General features: G+C 37.0%; 15 protein-coding genes. 9 read left to right on the forward strand and 6 right to left on the reverse strand.

Annotated features, from left to right (window positions below; translation table 11 throughout):
- The first annotated feature begins 49 nt into the window (after positions 1-49).
- Together ACSU6B_RS01755 and ACSU6B_RS01760 are read left to right on the forward strand one after the other, a co-directional pair.
- Positions 50-961, forward strand: a complete 912-nt coding sequence (locus ACSU6B_RS01755; protein WP_410882227.1) for a PucR family transcriptional regulator — start codon at positions 50-52, stop codon at positions 959-961.
- 105 nt (positions 962-1,066) lie between these two features.
- Positions 1,067-2,167 carry an ABC transporter ATP-binding protein gene (locus tag ACSU6B_RS01760; protein WP_168242406.1) on the forward strand — a complete coding sequence of 367 codons (1,101 nt, stop codon included), beginning with the start codon at positions 1,067-1,069 and terminating at the stop codon, positions 2,165-2,167.
- Positions 2,168-2,201: 34 nt separating this feature from the next.
- Here ACSU6B_RS01760 and ACSU6B_RS01765 read toward each other — a convergent pair whose 3' ends face one another.
- Positions 2,202-2,444 carry a hypothetical protein gene (locus tag ACSU6B_RS01765; RefSeq protein WP_410882229.1) on the reverse strand — a complete coding sequence of 81 codons (243 nt, stop codon included), beginning with the start codon at positions 2,442-2,444 and terminating at the stop codon, positions 2,202-2,204.
- A 355-nt stretch (positions 2,445-2,799) separates the two neighbouring features.
- On the opposite strand from ACSU6B_RS01765, the gene ACSU6B_RS01770 reads away from it, so the two are divergent.
- Positions 2,800-3,003 carry an alpha/beta-type small acid-soluble spore protein gene (locus ACSU6B_RS01770; protein ID WP_168242404.1) on the forward strand — a complete coding sequence of 68 codons (204 nt, stop codon included), beginning with the start codon at positions 2,800-2,802 and terminating at the stop codon, positions 3,001-3,003.
- A gap of 74 nt (positions 3,004-3,077) precedes the next feature.
- Here the strand turns inward: ACSU6B_RS01770 and fumC are convergent, their stop codons facing one another.
- Positions 3,078-4,460, reverse strand: coding sequence for a class II fumarate hydratase (fumC, locus tag ACSU6B_RS01775; RefSeq protein ID WP_410882231.1), 1,383 nt, complete (start codon positions 4,458-4,460; stop codon positions 3,078-3,080).
- Positions 4,461-4,778: 318 nt separating this feature from the next.
- On the opposite strand from fumC, the gene ACSU6B_RS01780 reads away from it, so the two are divergent.
- The gene (locus tag ACSU6B_RS01780; protein ID WP_214999899.1) at positions 4,779-5,399 is read left to right on the forward strand and encodes an NAD(P)-dependent oxidoreductase; all 621 of its coding nucleotides are present in this window, start codon (positions 4,779-4,781) and stop codon (positions 5,397-5,399) included.
- A 40-nt stretch (positions 5,400-5,439) separates the two neighbouring features.
- Here the strand turns inward: ACSU6B_RS01780 and ACSU6B_RS01785 are convergent, their stop codons facing one another.
- The 4 genes from ACSU6B_RS01785 to ACSU6B_RS01800 form a co-directional block, all read right to left on the reverse strand.
- On the reverse strand, positions 5,440-7,455 hold the full coding sequence (locus ACSU6B_RS01785) for an ABC transporter ATP-binding protein (protein ID WP_410882233.1): 2,016 nt from the start codon (positions 7,453-7,455) through the stop codon (positions 5,440-5,442).
- On the reverse strand, positions 7,452-9,209 hold the full coding sequence (locus ACSU6B_RS01790; RefSeq protein ID WP_410882235.1) for an ABC transporter ATP-binding protein: 1,758 nt from the start codon (positions 9,207-9,209) through the stop codon (positions 7,452-7,454). Before ACSU6B_RS01790 ends, ACSU6B_RS01785 begins: the two co-directional genes overlap by 4 nt.
- 433 nt (positions 9,210-9,642) lie before the next feature.
- Positions 9,643-11,691: a transglycosylase domain-containing protein gene (locus ACSU6B_RS01795; protein WP_410882237.1), complete on the reverse strand. Its 2,049-nt coding sequence runs from the start codon at positions 11,689-11,691 to the stop codon at positions 9,643-9,645.
- Between the two features lie 154 nt (positions 11,692-11,845).
- Positions 11,846-12,301, reverse strand: coding sequence for a helix-turn-helix transcriptional regulator (locus ACSU6B_RS01800; protein WP_214999905.1), 456 nt, complete (start codon positions 12,299-12,301; stop codon positions 11,846-11,848).
- Positions 12,302-12,678: 377 nt separating this feature from the next.
- Between ACSU6B_RS01800 and ACSU6B_RS01805 the strand changes: the two genes are divergently transcribed.
- The 5 genes from ACSU6B_RS01805 (at position 12,679) to ACSU6B_RS01825 (ending at position 17,940) form a co-directional block, all read left to right on the forward strand.
- On the forward strand, positions 12,679-13,830 hold the full coding sequence (locus ACSU6B_RS01805; RefSeq protein ID WP_410882239.1) for a histidine kinase N-terminal domain-containing protein: 1,152 nt from the start codon (positions 12,679-12,681) through the stop codon (positions 13,828-13,830).
- A 122-nt stretch (positions 13,831-13,952) separates the two neighbouring features.
- The gene (locus ACSU6B_RS01810) at positions 13,953-14,507 is read left to right on the forward strand and encodes a GNAT family N-acetyltransferase (protein WP_410882241.1); all 555 of its coding nucleotides are present in this window, start codon (positions 13,953-13,955) and stop codon (positions 14,505-14,507) included.
- Between the two features lie 143 nt (positions 14,508-14,650).
- Entirely contained in the window at positions 14,651-15,979 is a 1,329-nt protein-coding gene (locus tag ACSU6B_RS01815) for a hemolysin family protein (RefSeq protein WP_214999916.1), read from the forward strand.
- Positions 15,980-16,272: 293 nt separating this feature from the next.
- A complete protein-coding gene (locus tag ACSU6B_RS01820) occupies positions 16,273-17,625 on the forward strand; it encodes a hemolysin family protein (protein WP_410882243.1) in 1,353 nt (450 codons plus the stop codon).
- 129 nt (positions 17,626-17,754) lie between these two features.
- A complete protein-coding gene (locus tag ACSU6B_RS01825) occupies positions 17,755-17,940 on the forward strand; it encodes a hypothetical protein (protein WP_410882245.1) in 186 nt (61 codons plus the stop codon).
- Positions 17,941-18,177: the final 237 nt, after the last annotated feature.

The following is an 18,177-nucleotide window of genomic DNA, read 5'->3' on the forward strand; positions in this document are numbered from 1 at the left end:
TGGTATAATAAATGAATCAAGTAAATATTAAAAAACGGGGAAATCAACCATGTTAAAAAAATTATTGTCTATTTATGAGAATTCCATTTTGTTTCCAGTTAAGCCAGTGAATCCCTCTGAACAATTTTATATCTTCTTTAATGAGATTGAAAACGAATGGATCGCCATTCCTAAAGCTGTGGTAACTGAAAAGGAATTAGCCCTTCTTAAAACAATTTACCATTTAGTTGAATATAAAAATCCTTCGAGCAATTCCGCTGCAAAGGGATGGGATACCTATTTACTATTGGATGGTCCTCTCCCTACTTGTAAACCTGAGACATATCTTCGTTTCATTCAGTTCCAATTTAACAGCGATGATACGAATCAAAGCGAAATTGAGTCTGCCTTAAAAGGTTTTTTTACTGAAGAAATTATGATTATATGGGAAAACCACAGTCGAGGTATTGTCATTGAAGAGGGCAACGCGATTGCTCTTACAGAGGAAGATTTGATTTCAATGACTGAAACATTAGAAAGTGATTTTTATATAAAAATTTCTTTTTTTATCGGAAAGTTCCATTCTTTTTCCGATCAACTTCGCTCAAAATATCTTCAAGAGAAAGAATTCTTCTCTTTTGGGATTGCGAATCTTGTGACCCACCTGAATATTTTTACATTTGAGCGCGTCTTCCCATCCTATTTAGCTTATCACTTGCCGGCTGATTTAAAACAAAGGGTCAATCAATTAATCTTTGGAGTCTTTAATGAAGAAACAGAGATGTATTCAACTATAAAAGTCTTTCTCGAAAATAATTTAAATGCCAGCTTAACGGCAAAAAAGTTGTATATTCATAGAAATACACTTCAATACCGGATCGATAAATTCATCGATAAAACTGGAATCCAATTAAAGGATTTTTACGGTGCTTTTACAGTGTTTTTAGCTTGTCTACTATATGAGCAGAGTAAAGAAAAGTAACAATCTGCCCAAAAAAGCGCTTTCAATCTTTGTGCACTCTGTCCATACTGATTTTTTACCTCTAATTGTACAATATTGTTAACAAGATAAAGGGAGGAATTACAAATGGCAGAGTTAAAATTAGATCACATTTATAAAATTTATGATAATAAAGTAACAGCTGTTCAAGACTTCAATTTACATATTGAAGATAAGGAATTTATCGTGTTTGTTGGCCCATCTGGGTGCGGAAAATCTACTACACTACGAATGATTGCTGGTCTTGAAGATATTTCAAAAGGTGATTTTTACATTGATGGTAAAAGAGTGAACGACGTAGCACCGAAAGATCGTGATATCGCCATGGTTTTCCAAAACTACGCTCTTTATCCACACATGACGGTATATGATAATATGGCATTCGGTTTAAAACTGCGCAAGTTCCCTAAAGATGAAATTGATCGTCGTGTACAAGATGCAGCAAAAATTCTTGGTTTAGAGGCTTACTTAACCCGTAAACCTAAAGCACTATCTGGTGGACAGCGTCAACGTGTAGCATTAGGACGTGCCATTGTCCGTGATGCAAAGGTATTCTTAATGGATGAACCTTTATCAAATCTAGACGCAAAGCTTCGTGTTCAAATGCGTGCTGAAATTGCAAAACTTCACCGCCGCTTAGATACAACTACTATCTATGTTACGCACGATCAAACTGAAGCAATGACAATGGCTACTCGACTAGTTGTTATGAAGGATGGTGTCATTCAACAAGTTGGTTCACCTAAAGAAGTGTATGAAAAGCCTGAGAATGTCTTTGTCGGTGGCTTTATCGGCTCTCCAGCAATGAACTTCTTTAACGGAAAACTAGAAGATGGAAAATTTGTGATTGGAAAAACATCTATTTCTGTTCCTGAAGGAAAAATGAAATATCTTCGTGAACAAGGCTATGTTGGAAAATCAATCATTCTTGGAACTCGCCCTGAAGATATTCATGATGAGCCAGTTTTCATTGATGCGTCTGCAGGTACAAAAATTAATGCTAACGTTGATGTTGCAGAGTTAACTGGTGCAGAATTAATGATCTATTCGAGTATTGGCGGCCAAGATTTCGTAGCCCGCGTTGACTCCCGTGGAGATATTCATCCTGGCGATACTTTAGAACTAGCATTTGATATGAACAAAGCACATTTCTTTGATGTTGAAACAGAATCACGAATCCGCCCATAATAATAACCGATAAGCCCCGTTCAGGAAACGGGGCTTATTCTTTTATAAAAAATACTTCTTCTTTATTACAGGAAGGACATCGATACATATGGGGACACTTTTGACCTGAATTTGTATCAGGATAACCATCCTCCATCTTCATTAGATCTATTTCCATGTATGGACTATAATCATCATAAAAATCCATAAGACGTCCATTCTCCATCATAGGCTCACCGCAACTTGTACATAATAAGTAAGCTTCCCGAAAACCATTACATACTGGGCATACTGACATCCTATTCACCCTTTTTTTAGTTGATAATCTTAGTTTGTGTTAACTTGCAAACCATATGTGATGGAATTAATTACCAATTAAATTCTCGAATAAGTCTTTCCGTTTTAATCATAATAAGTATTACAAAGCAAGCAACACCTACTTACAACGATGGATGAAACCAAAAAGGGTAATAGCCGGTGCAAGTCCGACTCATCCAACCAAACAAAAGACAATGAATGAATCTCCAATTTGTAGAAGCTTATCAAAGGTAACATTGATAACATGGGTTAGGCCAAGGCGGCAATGGTTTAATCTCCATTATGGTTCAACTCCATACTGACCCCAAACTTATTAAGAGGAGTGTTATTCAACTATGGCAGCTAACAACAACTCTAATCAACTTCTAGTACCAGGTGTCGAGCAAGCTCTTAGTCAAATGAAGTATGAAATTGCATCTGAATTTGGTGTAAATCTTGGTGCCGATACTACTTCACGTGCCAACGGTTCTGTTGGAGGAGAAATTACAAAGCGTCTAGTAGCAATGGCTGAATCTCAACTTGGCGGATTCCAACGCTAATTTTTAGAAAAACCAGTAAATACAAATAAATATTATGGCTAAGCCCCCTTCTTTTGGAAGGGGGCTTTCATTGTTTAAATCATATTTTCAGGTCTAACCCATTTTGAAAATTGTTCTTCTGAAACATAGCCTATTTTTATGGCCGCCTCCCTTAATGAGCAATTATCTTTAAATGCAAGTTTGGCAATTTCTGCGGCCTTTTCATAGCCAATATGTGGATTTAACGCTGTAACCAACATCAAAGAGCGGTTTACATGCTCTTTGATAATTTCTTCATTGGCATGGAGACCTAAGGCACAATTTTTATTAAAAGAATTAATTCCATCCGATAGGAGCCTGATTGATTGGATAAAATTATTAATTATTACTGGTTTAAACACATTTAACTCAAAATTCCCTTGGCTTGCCGCAAATCCGATGGCGGCGTCATTCCCAAAAACCTGGCACGCAATCATCGTCAACGCTTCACTCTGAGTAGGATTAACCTTCCCCGGCATAATGGAGCTTCCTGGCTCGTTTGCGGGAATGCTAAGTTCACCGATTCCACTGCGCGGCCCACTAGCAAGCCAGCGGACATCATTAGCCATTTTCATTAAATCAGCTGCCAAAGCCTTTAACGCCCCATGAACATGAACAATTTCGTCGTGACTTGTTAATGCGTGGAATTTATTCCCAGAGGAACGGAATGGATAACCTGTGAGCATCGAAATCTGCTCGGCAGCCTTGTCACCAAACTGTGAGGGAGCATTGATTCCTGTACCAACAGCTGTCCCTCCTATTGCCAAATCAAGCAGATACTGGTTTGCCTCTGTTATCATCCTTTCACATTTTTCAAGCATTGCCCGCCATCCGCTGATCTCTTGTCCCAGCGTTAGTGGTGTTGCATCCTGCAAATGAGTTCTACCTATTTTGATTATTTTTGAAAAATCCTTCTCTTTTAAAAGCAGCGTGTTTTTTAATTCTGAAATAGCAGGAAGGAGATCCTCAACTATTTTTGTATAGGCAGCAATATGCATTGCTGTCGGAAAGGTGTCATTGGAACTTTGCGACAAATTGACATCATCATTCGGATGGATTTTTTCAAGATTGGCTTCTTGCTCTTTTAAATATTCATTCGCCCGATTGGCAATGACTTCATTTACGTTCATATTGGATTGAGTACCACTGCCTGTTTGCCAAACTACCAATGGAAAATGTTCATCCATCCCTCCGTTTTGAATAGAATCACATACTTTTATGATTGCCTTCATTTTCCTCTCGCTGAGTTTTCCTAATTGAAAATTGACGATTGCTGCAGCTTTTTTTATAAAAACCAGGCCATAAATTAATTCCAATGGCATTTTTTCGGAGCCAATTTTAAAATTTTCCTTACTTCGTTGTGTTTGCGCACCCCAATATTTATCTGCTGGCACACGAACCTCACCTAGCGTATCTTTTTCGATTCGATAATTCTCCACGTGTCATCCACACCTCACAAATTCGTATACTTCAATATATATACCCATTCCTATCCATTTTATTAAACTATTTACAATTTACTTATGTAAAAAAACTGCAGACACTTGTCTGCAGTTAATAATTTAATGTTTAATGATTGTATATCCGATATAATAAGAAAGGATTAAAAAACTACCGATCAATAGTACTACTGAATACTCTGACATATACATCCCACCCCGATATTATTAAATACTTAAACATTTTTAAAATATCACAAGCGGCGGGTTTGACAAGTGATGATTATTACACATTATTGACTAAGAGGTGAACTTTTTGTGAATATTTGCCTATTTGGTGCAACGGGCAGGGTAGGCTCGATCATTTTAGAAAATGCTTTGTCCCAGCAACATTCTATAACTACACTAGTGAGAGATATGAAAAAGCTAAATAGTAATGGTGCAGGTCTTGAGGTTAAGACAGGTAATGTACTTAATGAGACAGATATTGCTAATAGCTTAACTGGTTCAGATGTGGTCATTAGTGCATTAAATACAGATGGCACCACTACTCTGTCTGGATCGATGCCATTAATCATTAAACATATGAAAGAGCAGGAAATAAGCCGAATTATTACAATTGGTACAGCAGGAATTTTGCAGGCTCGTTCTGCCCCACATTTATATCGATTTCAATCCTCTGAGTCGAAACGAAAAAGCACTCGTGATGCGGAGGAACACTTAAAAGCCTATTTAATGCTAAAAGATTCTGGACTTGATTGGACGGTTGTATGTCCTACCTACTTACCTATAGGTGAAAGAAAAGGATATTACAGGTACGAAAAAGACTTTTTACCTGATCATCCTTCTTCCATCTCGATTTACGATACAGCTGATTTCGTATTTAAGCAGCTTATTAACAAACAATTTATCGGCTCGCGAGTGGGACTTACTTATTGAAAAAAGACCCCTTAACAAATTTCGTTAAGGGGCCATTTTTCTATCCTGCCATATCTGTGCTGCCCTGCTGAAGTTGGTACATCTGATAATATTTCCCCTTATTCCCCATCAATTCATCATGTGATCCCTTTTCAACGATCGTCCCTCGATCCAATACAATTATTTGATCGGCATTTCGAATCGTTGATAACCGGTGGGCAATGATAAAGGTTGTTCTCCCTTTTTTCAGGACATCCATAGCCTCTTGAATCACTGCTTCTGTCTCTGTATCAATACTAGAAGTGGCTTCGTCAAGAATTAGAATCGCAGGATTAAAGCTAAGCGCACGGGCAAAAGAAATTATCTGCCGCTGCCCGCTCGAAAGGGTGCTTCCTTTCTCAAGAACAGGTTCATCATACCCATTTTCTAAATTTTTGAATACCTTCTCTGCTCCAACATCCTTTAATGCTTTCTCGATTTTTTCTTTTGTAATCGAAGGATCATTAAGACTTACATTGGAAGCAATCGTTCCTGTAAATAGATAGGGATCCTGTAAAACGATGCCCATATGGTTTCGGATCGTTTGACGTGGGATGGATTCAATATCCCTTCCATCAATCGTAATTTTCCCCTTTTGACAATCATAAAAACGGAAAAGTAAATTCATGATCGAACTTTTTCCAGAACCTGTATGACCAACGAGGGCAATTGTTTCACCTTGCTTCGTTTCAAAATCAATATTCTTTAGCACGAATTCTCCTTCTTTGTATCCAAACGAAACATAATCAAATCTTACATTCCCTTTAAAACGAGCAATCCGCTCACCACTAACATTTTCCCCTGGCTCATCCATCAACTTGAATACTCGTTCACCGGCCACAAGTGCCTGCTCTAAATTAGCCAATTGATTGACAATCCCCTGAACAGGTTGGAAAAGGCGGTTGATGTAATCAACAAAGGCATATAGCATCCCAAGTGATAGGATAGTAGAAGTATTCAGCGCCTGGCCCCCGAAATACCAAATAAATGCCACAAAAATGAGATTTCTTAATATCCCAACCAGATTATGAGAGGTTAATGCATTTAAACTTAATAGCTTATTCTGGTACGTAAAATGCTCATGGTTTAGTTTTTCAAAATCTGCTTTTGTTTCTTTTTCGCGACTGAACGCCTGAATAATACTCATCCCTTGGATGGACTCATTGATGGTTGCATTTATATCGCTATTCCTAGACCGGATGACACGGTTATATTTAGAAGCATACTTCCGGTATATTAGCATCCATGCATATAGAATTGGCAATAATAACAAACAAATCGCTGCAAGCTTTCCATTCAAAATAAACAAGGCAACATATATTCCTGTAATATATATGGCACTAGTAAAAAAGGTAGCAAGAACAGTAACATATAACTCCCGGATTGCTTCTGTATCATTCGTGATTCTTGCTACCACTTTACCTGCAGGCAAATTATCAAAATAATTAATCGGCAACCGTTGTATCTGACCATAGACATCTTCTCGCATTTTTTGAATGATACGGTTGGCTGATTTTTGTAATAAAAAACGTTCTCCGTATTGAAAAACGGCTGATACAACCAAGAGCCCAAAATAGATGGCCAATAGTTGAAAGATAGCTGGAATCTCTGGCTGGTAAAAGGATAATATTTCAGACTCCTTTAGGATTTTCGCCCGATACTCTGCCTTTCGTCCACCTTTTTTAATCTCCAAAATTCCTTCTTTTAAGCTTCTCTTCCCATCAAATTCAAGTCTTTGGTCAATGAAAACGAACTTGGAACCGACTTGCAAAATTTGAATTTGTTTTCCCTCTTGTTCTGATATAGATAAATACTTTTCTCTTGTGTAAAATTTCCCGTCATAATTCACTGCCCGATTGCCACTTGCCGTTTCATACCAAACAGATTCAATCCCTAATATATGCTGATCTATAATATTTTTAGCAATAAACGGTCCTGCAAGGTCGGTTCCGACAGAAATGGTCAGCATGAGCAATGCCGCTATAATAATTTTTTTATAAGTAAAAGCGTACTTAGTTAATCGCTTCCCAGTTGTCATGCTGATACCCCCTCATCGACCTTACCTGCAATCTGTTGGCGGATAAATTGTTCCTTATACCACCCATTGTGTTCAATCAGTTGTTCATGTGTTCCCTCTTCAACAATTCTGCCTTCATCTAGAACGATAATATGGTCTGCATGCTCGATAGCAGACATTCGGTGAGTAGTAATAATCGTTGTTTTATCTGTTCTTACCAAGCGGATATTATCAATAATTTGTTTTTCTGTTTTCGCATCAACAGCTGATAAGGAATCATCAAGAATAAGGATTTCTGGATTTTTGATTAGCGCGCGGGCAATCGAAATACGTTGTTTTTGCCCTCCTGATAAGGCCACACCCTTTTCTCCTACCATCGTAGCTAATCCTTCCGGAAGCATTTCAAGATCCTTACGGAACGCCGCTAAATCTATGGCTGTTTCTAACTCTTCGTCGCTGGCATCTGTCCTGCCGAAAAGAATATTGTCTTTCACACTTCGAGAAAACAGGACATGATCTTGGGGCACATAACCAATCCAGTTACGGACTTGATTCAAGGTTTGTTCCTCTAATGATACCTCTGAAATAGATACCTTACCGGTCCCAAGTGGATATTGCCTTAATAACTGCTTAATAAAGGTGGTCTTTCCTGAGCCCGTTTTACCTACAATTCCTAATGTTTGCCCCTGAAGAAGTTTAACATCCACATTTTTTAGATTGTCATTTTTAGAAGATGGATACCTGAAGGTTGCCTTTTGATAATCAATACGATCCGCTGTAGCGATTGCAACAGGTTCGAGTGGATTGCCGACTTCTACCTTATAATTAAGTGTCTCATTCACACGGTCTAGAGAGGCATTCCCTCTTTGCATCACATTGATTAACTCACCAATAGCAAACATTGGCCATATCAGCATCCCTAAATACACATTAAAGGAAACCAGATTGCCTAATGTAATCGTTTGATGAAAAACTAAATAAGCACCATACCCGAGACCAATTAAATAGCTTATTCCTACAAGCACCTTTATCGTGGGATCAAATAAGGCATCAATTTTTGCAACCCTAATATTCTTATGATAAACATCCTCCGTGAGTTGATGAAACCGATTACTATCAGCCACTTCTTGAACAAAAGCACGGATGACCCTTACTCCTGCGACAGATTCAAGCACCCTGTCATTCAGTTCACCGAAGGCATCCTGCGCTTCCATAAAGCGAGTATGAATCCTTTTCCCATAAATTTTCATTAAAATGGCCATTAATGGCAGCGGGATAATAGCCGCTAATGTTAACTTCCAGCTAATGAAAAGTCCCATTGTCAACAGCAAGGTTAACATCCAGACGCTAGAATCCACTAGGGTTAGGATCCCAAAACCTGCTGTAATAGAGATGGCTTTTAAATCATTTGTAGCACGTGCCATTAAGTCCCCTGTTCGATTTTTTTCATAAAATCCCGGGGTCATTTTTAATAAGTGCTTGACAAATCGAGACCTGAGTTTCCTTTCAACGAGGAAGGCCCCTCCAAATAAACGATACATCCATACATAGGTGATCGCGTAGGATGACACCGTAATTAATAAAAGGATACCGAGGTACCTGAGAATTTTCTGTTTACTTATAATACCGATATGAATTTCATCAATCGCCATTCCAATTAATTTTGGCGGCATCACATCCAAAATACCAACTAAAATTAATAGCGTAATGGCAATCATATACCGCTGCCAATTTTCTCTAAAGAACCAACTTAATTTTTTTAATACCGCAAACATAACTGACTGCCCCCTTATGTTTTACTATCCGCCTTCTAGCGCCTCCGTTGTATTTCCAATCCTGACTAATTCTAAATTTCCCATCAAATTTACCTCCTTAAAGCATTTTTATTTATAAAAAAAGACATACCGCAGTAGTGCAGTATGCCTCCTTTTAAAAAAAGGGACAAAAAAACACACGTTACGTATCAAATAAAACGCAACCTGTGTTTTTGTCATTTATTAATTTTCGCGTCTAAAATTAACAGGAAAATTCTTCAGGACAGGTTACATTCAAATATTCAAATGGTAAAAAAGCTGGATTGAATTTAATCATTATTGTAACCCTCCCTTTCCTTTTTTTTCTTCTTTTGTTAGATTATCACCAGTTTATTTAAAAGTCAATTCCCATTTTTCAGAATTGTTTTATCTATTGTATATTCGGATAAAAATATTAGTGACCCTCACCATTCCCTCTATTCTTCCACCTCTTCTTCCACTTTTCCTTTTGCTTATTCCACTTCTCTTCCCATTTCTGAACCTCATTATTAAAGTTCTCTTGAATATTCCCTCGTTTCTTCGCCTCTTCTTCCAGCCTTTTCTTCTCTATCAATGAAGTAATATGTGGGACATTAAAGCTTTCCGATGGTGCATTCTTTAGTGCCTCCGTCATCACTTCACGAAAAACAACCGCCGAACCTTTATTACTTATTGGAGTTACGTAATGATTAGCATCTGTTTTATCATAGCCTACCCAGATAGCTCCAACAAGCTGTGGTGTATAACCAACAAACCATTGGTCCTTTACACCATTGATGCCCTTGATTGGAACCTGAGTTGAACCTGTTTTCCCTGCCGTTTCTCGGCCCGGTATTTGTGCAGCACTTCCTGTTCCTTGTTCAACTACACCAAGGAGCATTGTCGTCATATTATCGGTAACAGCTTTTGTAGTGACTCGCTCCTTTTTTGTTTTCCACTCAGCGATTACATTTCCGTCTGCATCCACAATTTTCTTGATTGCATGGGTCTTCACTCTTACACCATGATTCGGAAAAACAGCAAAGGCTTCAGCCATGTTGAGGGGAGAGACTCCTTTATGCAAGCCTCCCAGGGCAAGTGATAAATTGCGGTCATTTTTGTCCAATGAAATTCCAAACCGTTTGATAGAATCTAATCCTTCTTCGATCCCTAGCTCATTTAATAACCATACTGCTGAAACATTTTTTGATTCTTTAACGGCTTCATACATCGGCACTTCTCCAGCATATTGATGATCGTAATTACTCGGTTGATAATCGCCAAAAGTCATCGGTTCATCTTTTAACATATCGGTCATTCCCCAGCCATTTTCCAGTGCAGGTGTATAAACAGCTAATGGCTTAAAGGAGGATCCTGGCTGTGCTTCTAATTGTGAAGCACGATTATAGCCCCTAAAGGTGTGTTTCCCTCTACCGCCAACAATGGCCCTGATCCCGCCTGTCTTTGGATCAACTAATACTCCACCACTCTGTATAAGGCGATCCTTTCCTTTTGGAAATAATGTATCATTTTGATACGTCTTTTCCATTGCTGTTTGCATCGTCGGTTCTAACTCTGTATAAATTTGATAGCCGCCTGTTAGTAATTTATCCTGTGATAAGCCGTATTGGTTGATTGCTTCATCTAATACCTGATCAACATAATATGGAAATTTACCTCTGAACGGGTCCCCTCCCCTATAATTCAAAACCACTTTTTCATGCTTCGCCTTCTCATATTGCCGACTCGAAATATACCCTTGTTTTCGCATTTGTGTTAATACTAGATTTCGCCTTTCAGTCGCTTTCTCCATATGTTCATACGGATTTAAGGCTGATGGCGCTTTAATTAAACCTGCGAGTAAGGCAGATTCACTGATTGTTAGGTCTTTCACTTCTTTGGCAAAATATTTGCTGGCAGCAGTCTTTATTCCCCATGCACCATTTCCAAAGTAGATTTGATTTAAATACATTTGGAGGATTTCGGGTTTCGAATACTCCCGTTCAATCTGAAGTGCTAAAAAAACTTCCTCCATCTTCCTGTTTAAAGTTTTTTGTGATGTAAGTAGAGTATTCTTTGTCAATTGTTGAGTAATGGTACTGCCGCCTTCGACCATTCCTCCAGCTTTTAAGTCACGGATGAGTGCCCTAGAGGTTCCAATTAGATCGACACCCTTATGTTGATAAAACCGATGATCCTCAATGGCAATGATGGCAGTTTTCAATGAATCAGGAACCTGCTTGATTGAGACGCCTTCATTTTTATTGGCCGACACTTTACTTGCTACATCTTCGTTTACATCATAAAACACGGTTGCTTGGGGCAGCTCGTTTTTAAGTCCAGAAATATCTGCATCCTTGGAAAAAAAATAAAGAAGACCGAAAAAACTTAAGACGAGAACCAATACTGATAGCACTAATATTTGTAGTAAGTGCCACTTTTTCCAATTGGTAAAAATGGCACTTACTTTATCTTTAAATACCAAATGAAAAACATCCTTTAACTGTAATCTATAACAGGTATACTTTTTTGAGTATGGGGTTGATTTTATGATGGTTTTCTATGAAAGATAACTCCACCGATTAGTATTCCACAAAAAAGAAAAAAGATGGGCAGAATTCCCATCTTTTCAATGTCTATTATTCATTTTTTATCAATTCTTTAAAGCGTTGTCTCGAAAGTTTTTCATCAATACTGCTAAAGATGCGATAATTTCTTTCATCCAAGATGCGAAAATGTTTACTTAGAATATTTTGTTGAAGAATATAACCGTTTTTCTTTGATAATACTCTCCACCAGATCCTGCCGCCAAACGTTTTTGATTTACGAATATCTATTCCTTCACGGGCAACTGTTTCTAACACTTCGAGCGGTTCATTTCCAAATAAGAATTGGACTGTTTCCGTTTCACGAAAAAGAGCGCAAATAGAAACAGCGGTAGACCAGTTGGCAAGAACTCTGCCTTTCTCAATTTGAACAAGTGTTTTCTTTGAGACACCAATGATTTCTGCCATTTTATCCTGAGTATAACCTGCCTCGGTTCGTATGAGACGAAGTTTTTCAGAAACCTGCATCATAATTTCATCCCTGGTCACGTTCAGCCCTTCCTTCAATTGCAACTAGTGTAATTTTACACTAGATTGTCGTATCATTCAAATATTAACATTAAAAAACTGCTACCTCATGGATAGCAGTCTTTTAATAATTATTGTATTTTAGGAGGGATGCCGCACTTGCTAGAACATGAATCATTCAAAATAAATTTGTCAAAAGTTCGAAATCTTTTGTGGCTTTTACAAAGAAAATATAAACTGAGTGATGCTAGATTTTATTCTTATTTTCCCATATGATTCTAGTATTATGATTAAAATCGGAAGTAACACTTTTTATGATAAAATAAAGAAGGATTTTTGCTTTAATCATCGAATTTACACTGTAAGCAGTTTTGTCAATAGCATAGGGGGAAAACGGCATGTTCACGGAAAGCGAAACGGAGTTAATTGACTATTTTAATCAAAATAAACAGAAATTGATTCAAGAATGGGAAAATGCTATTGTTACCACTAAAGCAGACCCTTTTAAACTGAAGATTCATGAAAACGGAGCCGCCTTACTCGAAGCTTTGCTTAATATGCATAAAATGACTAAGCAAGAGCTTTTAAACATTATCGAAAAGCTAGCCATAGAAGTTTCGGAAGAAAGAGTATTGGCTGATATTAACCTTGGAGATTTTGTTTATAATGTAAATCTTGGGAGAACAGTTTTATACAGCTTTTTAGGTAACACTGGGATCCCATGGTCAGATATGCAAGAAGCGTTAAACAGGATAAATTTTTGCTTTGATAAATTTTTATACTATGCTGTTTCACATTATTCTGAAGCAAAAAACAAAATCATCGAAGAAAAAACAATGCACATCGATTCTACCCATCAGGATCGATTAACACTACTCGGCCAGATGACATCAAGCTTTATTCATGAGTTTAGGAACCCACTAACATCTGTTCAAGGATTTATTCAATTGCTGAAAGCTGATTATCCGGATATGAAATATTTAGATATCATTTCAAGTGAATTGGATCAACTTAATTTTCGTATTTCGCAATTCTTACTTTTATCAAAAAAGGAGTTAATTGGAAAAGAAAAGGATGACTTCAATTTAAATAAATTAATTGATGAAGTATTAAACTTTCTATATCCAAGCATTCTCGATGGAAAAGTAAAAATAAGAAAAGAATTAAGTGAAGATATTACTCTTAATGGGTATGCGGATGAAATTAGGCAGGTATTAATTAATATCATATTTAATGCGATAGATGTATTGAATCATGATGAGAATCCCACTCCAACAATTGAGATCAATAGCAGTCTCGAAAATCAGTCCATCAAAATCAATATTTCCAATAATGGCCCAGTGATCCCAGCTGAACTAAGAAAATCCATTTTCGAACCATTTTTCACGACAAAAAAACTGGGTACAGGTCTTGGATTGTTTGTATGTAAAGAAATTATTGAAAAACATAAAGGGAATTTAGTTTGTGATTCCACTCCTGATAAAACAACATTTTCGATTAGCTTACCAGTCACAGCCATCCCTAGTGGCAATGAACAAGGTCATTCATAGTCCTATTATCCAATCCCACTTTCATTTAAGCAGGGATTCTTTTTTTTCTCTTCAATATATCTTCCATTATAAACTCCTGTTGCATATGATGAACTAAAATTTTTTATCAGGAGATTAGGCCAATGTTTACATTAAAGGTTGATAATGAAATTGAGCTCCAGTTGTTCCAGCAGCATCACGCCTTAAGGCTGTATCAGCTAGTTGAGGAGAATCGTGAACATTTACGTGAATGGATGCCCTGGGTGGATAGCATGAACTCCCTTTATCAATTTGAGGCGATTATTCCCGTATGGCTGTCCCAGTTCTCAGAAAATAGCGGATTAAACGTAGGGATACTCTATAAAGGTGAACTAGTTGGCTCAATTGGATTACATCAAATTGATTGGCATAACCGTATGACAAGTATCGGCTATTATCTTTCCAAAAATGCAGAAGGTCATGGGATCATGACTCGTTCCGTTCAATCCCTTATAAACTATGCCTTTTTCACATTAGGCTTAAACCGTGTTGAAATTCGCTGTGGTATAAAAAACAAAAAAAGCCGTGCGATTCCTGAGAGATTCGGTTTTGTAAAGGAAGGGATCATTAGAGACGGCGAACAATTGTATGGACAATATCATGATCTTTTTGTTTATAGCATGCTTGCCCGCGACTGGAATAAAAGAATGGCCTATTAAAAAAAGTCTAATTACAAATCGTTACATGCTGCCTATTGGCAGCATTTTTTATAGGCCGATTTGCTAATAGAATTTTTTTTTGAAATAATGTATACAGTACAACGTAAGTGAGGTGGCATACCTTACCTTTTGTAAGGTGATAGATGATTTGGATGAATGTAATTATTATTGTTATCCTAATAGCCTTTACCGCACTTTTTGTCGCTTCTGAATTTGCGATGGTAAAGGTTCGAACAACCAGAATTGATCAATTACTATCAGAAGGAAACCCCAAAGCGGAAGCAGCAAAGAAAGTCATTTCTAATTTGGATGGATATTTATCAGCTACTCAGGTTGGAATTACGATCATCTCCCTAATATTAGGATGGCTGGGTGAGCCCACTATTCGAAAGCTGCTAGATCCCGTTTTTGAATGGATTCAATTACCCTTATCTTTAAAACACATTATCTCTTTTATCATTGCTTTTATTGCTATAACCTATTTCCATGTTGTAATTGGAGAATTATCACCAAAAACGATAGCGATTCAAAAAGCTGAAGAAATCCTCTTGTTTTTTGCACGACCGTTAATCATATTTTATAAGCTAATGTATCCCTTTATTTGGATTCTTAATCGTTCCGCCAGATTTGTTACTGGGCTTTTCGGAATACAGCCAGCCTCTGAGCATGATATCGTCCTTTCGGAAGAAGAACTGCGGTTAATCCTTTCACAAAGCTATGAGAGTGGGGAAATAAATCAATCTGAATACCGTTATATGAACCGAATTTTTGAATTTGATAACCGGATTGCAAAAGAAATTATGGTTCCGAGAACTGAGCTTGTAACTCTATCCAGGGATGCCTCAATGGAAGAAATTATTGAAATAGTCAAGGAAGAAAAATACACTAGATATCCCCTTATTGATGGTGACAAAGATAATATTTTAGGTGTTGTTAATATTAAAGAGGTCTTAACCGATTGTATTCAGCAAAAATGTACCGGCGAAAGACCGCTTATCCCTTATCTTAAGCCAGTCATTCATGTCATTGAAACAATTCCCATTCAGGAACTACTAGTCAAACTGCAAAAAAACCGTTCACACATGGCCGTTTTATCTGATGAATATGGAGGGACAGCAGGAATTGTCACGGTCGAAGATATTCTTGAAGAAATTGTTGGTGAAATACGGGATGAATTTGACTTAGATGAACTCCCACTGGTTCAGAAAAAAGCAGATGGTCATTTTATTTTGGATGGAAAAGTACTAATAAGCGAAGTAAACGATCTACTGGGCACATCACTTGATGAGCAAGATGTAGACACGATTGGGGGTTGGTTTTTAACACAAAAGTTTGATGTACATAAAGGTGATTCCATCGAAAACGACGGATTTGTATTCGAAATTAATGAGATAGAAGGTCACCATATCTTATATATTGAAGTATATAAAGCAAAAACAGAACAAAAAAAAGTGGAAGTGGCTCCTGAATAGGAGCCAGTATTATTTTAGATAATTTTTGTAATATTTCGTCTTCACTGTTCATATTCACTATGTTTTCCCATAAAATATAGTTATCAACCAATATACTAACCAGAACGTTTGACTGTACGGTTCAAATTCTTTATAATTATTGTTAATTTAGAAAATTGTCGAGGTGGTATAATGACCATTAGACGAGATTAGCAGAAAACTAGATATGAGTTTATTTTAAATACGAGTTAATTTTTTTTATTAAACTGGGAGGTGACTCCTTACCTGTCTAAAAGCGGGATAAGGGAACTTATTTGGACATATTTAACTTGGTTATTATAGCCATTTTAATTGCTTTAACTGCTTTTTTTGTAGCTTCAGAATTTGCTATTATCAGAGTAAGAAGCTCAAGAATTGATCAGTTAATCGAAGACGGAAATTCGAGTGCTGTGACAGCTAAACGAGTGATTTCGAACCTAGATGAATACCTTTCTGCCTGTCAGTTAGGAATTACCATTACTGCCCTTGGATTAGGTTGGCTTGGTGAATCGACATTTGAAAAGATCCTGCACCCTATTTTTAAAGGCCTGCATATTCCCGAAAGTTTTAACCAAATATTATCTGTGGGCTTTGCATTTGCAGCGATTACATTTTTACATGTAGTAATTGGTGAACTTGCACCTAAAACATTGGCGATCCAGAAAGCAGAATGGATTACCCTGATGATGTCACGTCCGCTCATCCTTTTTTATAAGGTGATGTATCCTGTAATTTGGCTGCTTAATGGTTCTGCACGAATTACAACACGTTTTTTTGGGCTAAAGCCTGTTTCTGAAAACGAAATCGCCCATACAGAAGAAGAGCTTCGAATTATTCTATCTGAAAGCTACAAAAGTGGTGAAATTAACCAATCAGAGTTTAAGTATGTAAATAAAATTTTTGAATTTGATAACCGTATTGCCAAAGAAGTTATGGTCCCTAGAACGGAAATCGTTTCCTTATCTAAGGATGATACATTAGAGACTTTTCTTCAGGTTTTACGTGAAGAAAAATTCACACGGTATCCCATCATTGATGGTGATAAGGATCATATAATTGGGCTTATTAATATAAAAGAAGTTATGACTGATTTAATTGGTAATGAAAAACTAGCTGAACGTACTCTAGAAAACTATACACGACCAATAATTAGAGTAATAGAAACGATTCCTATCCATGACTTATTAGTAAAAATGCAAAAAGACCGTGTCCATATGGCGATTTTAATGGACGAATATGGCGGTACTTCCGGGCTGGTTACTGTTGAGGATATCTTAGAAGAAATTGTTGGGGAAATTCGTGACGAATTCGATATGGATGAAATTCCAGAGATTCGCAAAATTAAAGAAAACCATTATATTATCGATTCTAAAGTATTAGTTAGTGAGGTCAATGATTTATTGGGAGTGGAGATTGACGATGAAGATGTCGATACGATTGGCGGTTGGATTCTAACCGAGAATTACGAAGCAAAAGAAGGAGACATCCTCCTTCATGAAAGCTATTCCTTTAAAATTCTCGATATGGAAGAGCACCATATTAAATATATCGAGGTCACCAAAATTGCCAATAATGGAGAGGCAGTTAGCCAACAAGTTTCAATATCCAATTCAGAAGTGCTATCTTAAAGAAGTTCTTAACCCAGATCAGTTTCCGGTCTGGTTTTTTTTATTGAGAAAAAATAAATGATTATAGGACTCTTGACCAGTCAACGATCCTCTTAAAGCATATTCTAATCACAAAGGAGGGATTTTAGAATGGATCGTTTAGCAAATTTATTTTTAGCTTGTATCTTAGCCGGTTTTGCCTTAGTTAATATGCCAACAATTTCATTTTTAGCTGGGCTGTCATCATTTTTCCATATAGTAGGGGCACTTGCTATTTTAGTATTTTCTTTTGTTTTGCTTTACCAAGGTGTCAAATCATTATTCAGTAAATTATAAGCGCTATCCTTATAAGAGCGAAAAAGATCAGAACCCTGGTTTCTGATCTTTTTTTGCTTTTATATAGTTGATGTTTATTTTGATTTAATAATAATCATATCTTCTTCAACTTTTGCGATTTTAATTAAATGCGAATCAAGACGTCGGCTTATATGCTGTATATGAACTAGTCGTCCAATATAATGAACTCTCAAGAGCAGCCGTATCTTAAAATCAATAAAAAAAACAAGCCAGCAT

Origin of the sequence: Neobacillus sp. C211, from assembly GCF_051842875.1 — a bacterium.
Classification (GTDB): Bacteria; Bacillota; Bacilli; order Bacillales; family Cytobacillaceae; genus Neobacillus.

Excerpts from the sequence above, each read along its gene's own strand:
- ACSU6B_RS01755 (WP_410882227.1), top strand. The coding sequence starts at position 50 with ATGTTAAAAAAATTATTGTCTATTTATGAGAATTCCATTTTGTTTCCA.
- ACSU6B_RS01760 (WP_168242406.1), top strand. The coding sequence starts at position 1,067 with ATGGCAGAGTTAAAATTAGATCACATTTATAAAATTTATGATAATAAA.
- ACSU6B_RS01765 (WP_410882229.1), bottom strand. The coding sequence starts at position 2,444 with ATGTCAGTATGCCCAGTATGTAATGGTTTTCGGGAAGCTTACTTATTA.
- ACSU6B_RS01770 (WP_168242404.1), top strand. The coding sequence starts at position 2,800 with ATGGCAGCTAACAACAACTCTAATCAACTTCTAGTACCAGGTGTCGAG.
- ACSU6B_RS01785 (WP_410882233.1), bottom strand. The coding sequence starts at position 7,455 with ATGACAACTGGGAAGCGATTAACTAAGTACGCTTTTACTTATAAAAAA.
- ACSU6B_RS01790 (WP_410882235.1), bottom strand. The coding sequence starts at position 9,209 with ATGTTTGCGGTATTAAAAAAATTAAGTTGGTTCTTTAGAGAAAATTGG.
- ACSU6B_RS01805 (WP_410882239.1), top strand. The coding sequence starts at position 12,679 with ATGTTCACGGAAAGCGAAACGGAGTTAATTGACTATTTTAATCAAAAT.
- ACSU6B_RS01810 (WP_410882241.1), top strand. The coding sequence starts at position 13,953 with ATGTTTACATTAAAGGTTGATAATGAAATTGAGCTCCAGTTGTTCCAG.
- ACSU6B_RS01815 (WP_214999916.1), top strand. The coding sequence starts at position 14,651 with ATGATTTGGATGAATGTAATTATTATTGTTATCCTAATAGCCTTTACC.
- ACSU6B_RS01825 (WP_410882245.1), top strand. The coding sequence starts at position 17,755 with ATGGATCGTTTAGCAAATTTATTTTTAGCTTGTATCTTAGCCGGTTTT.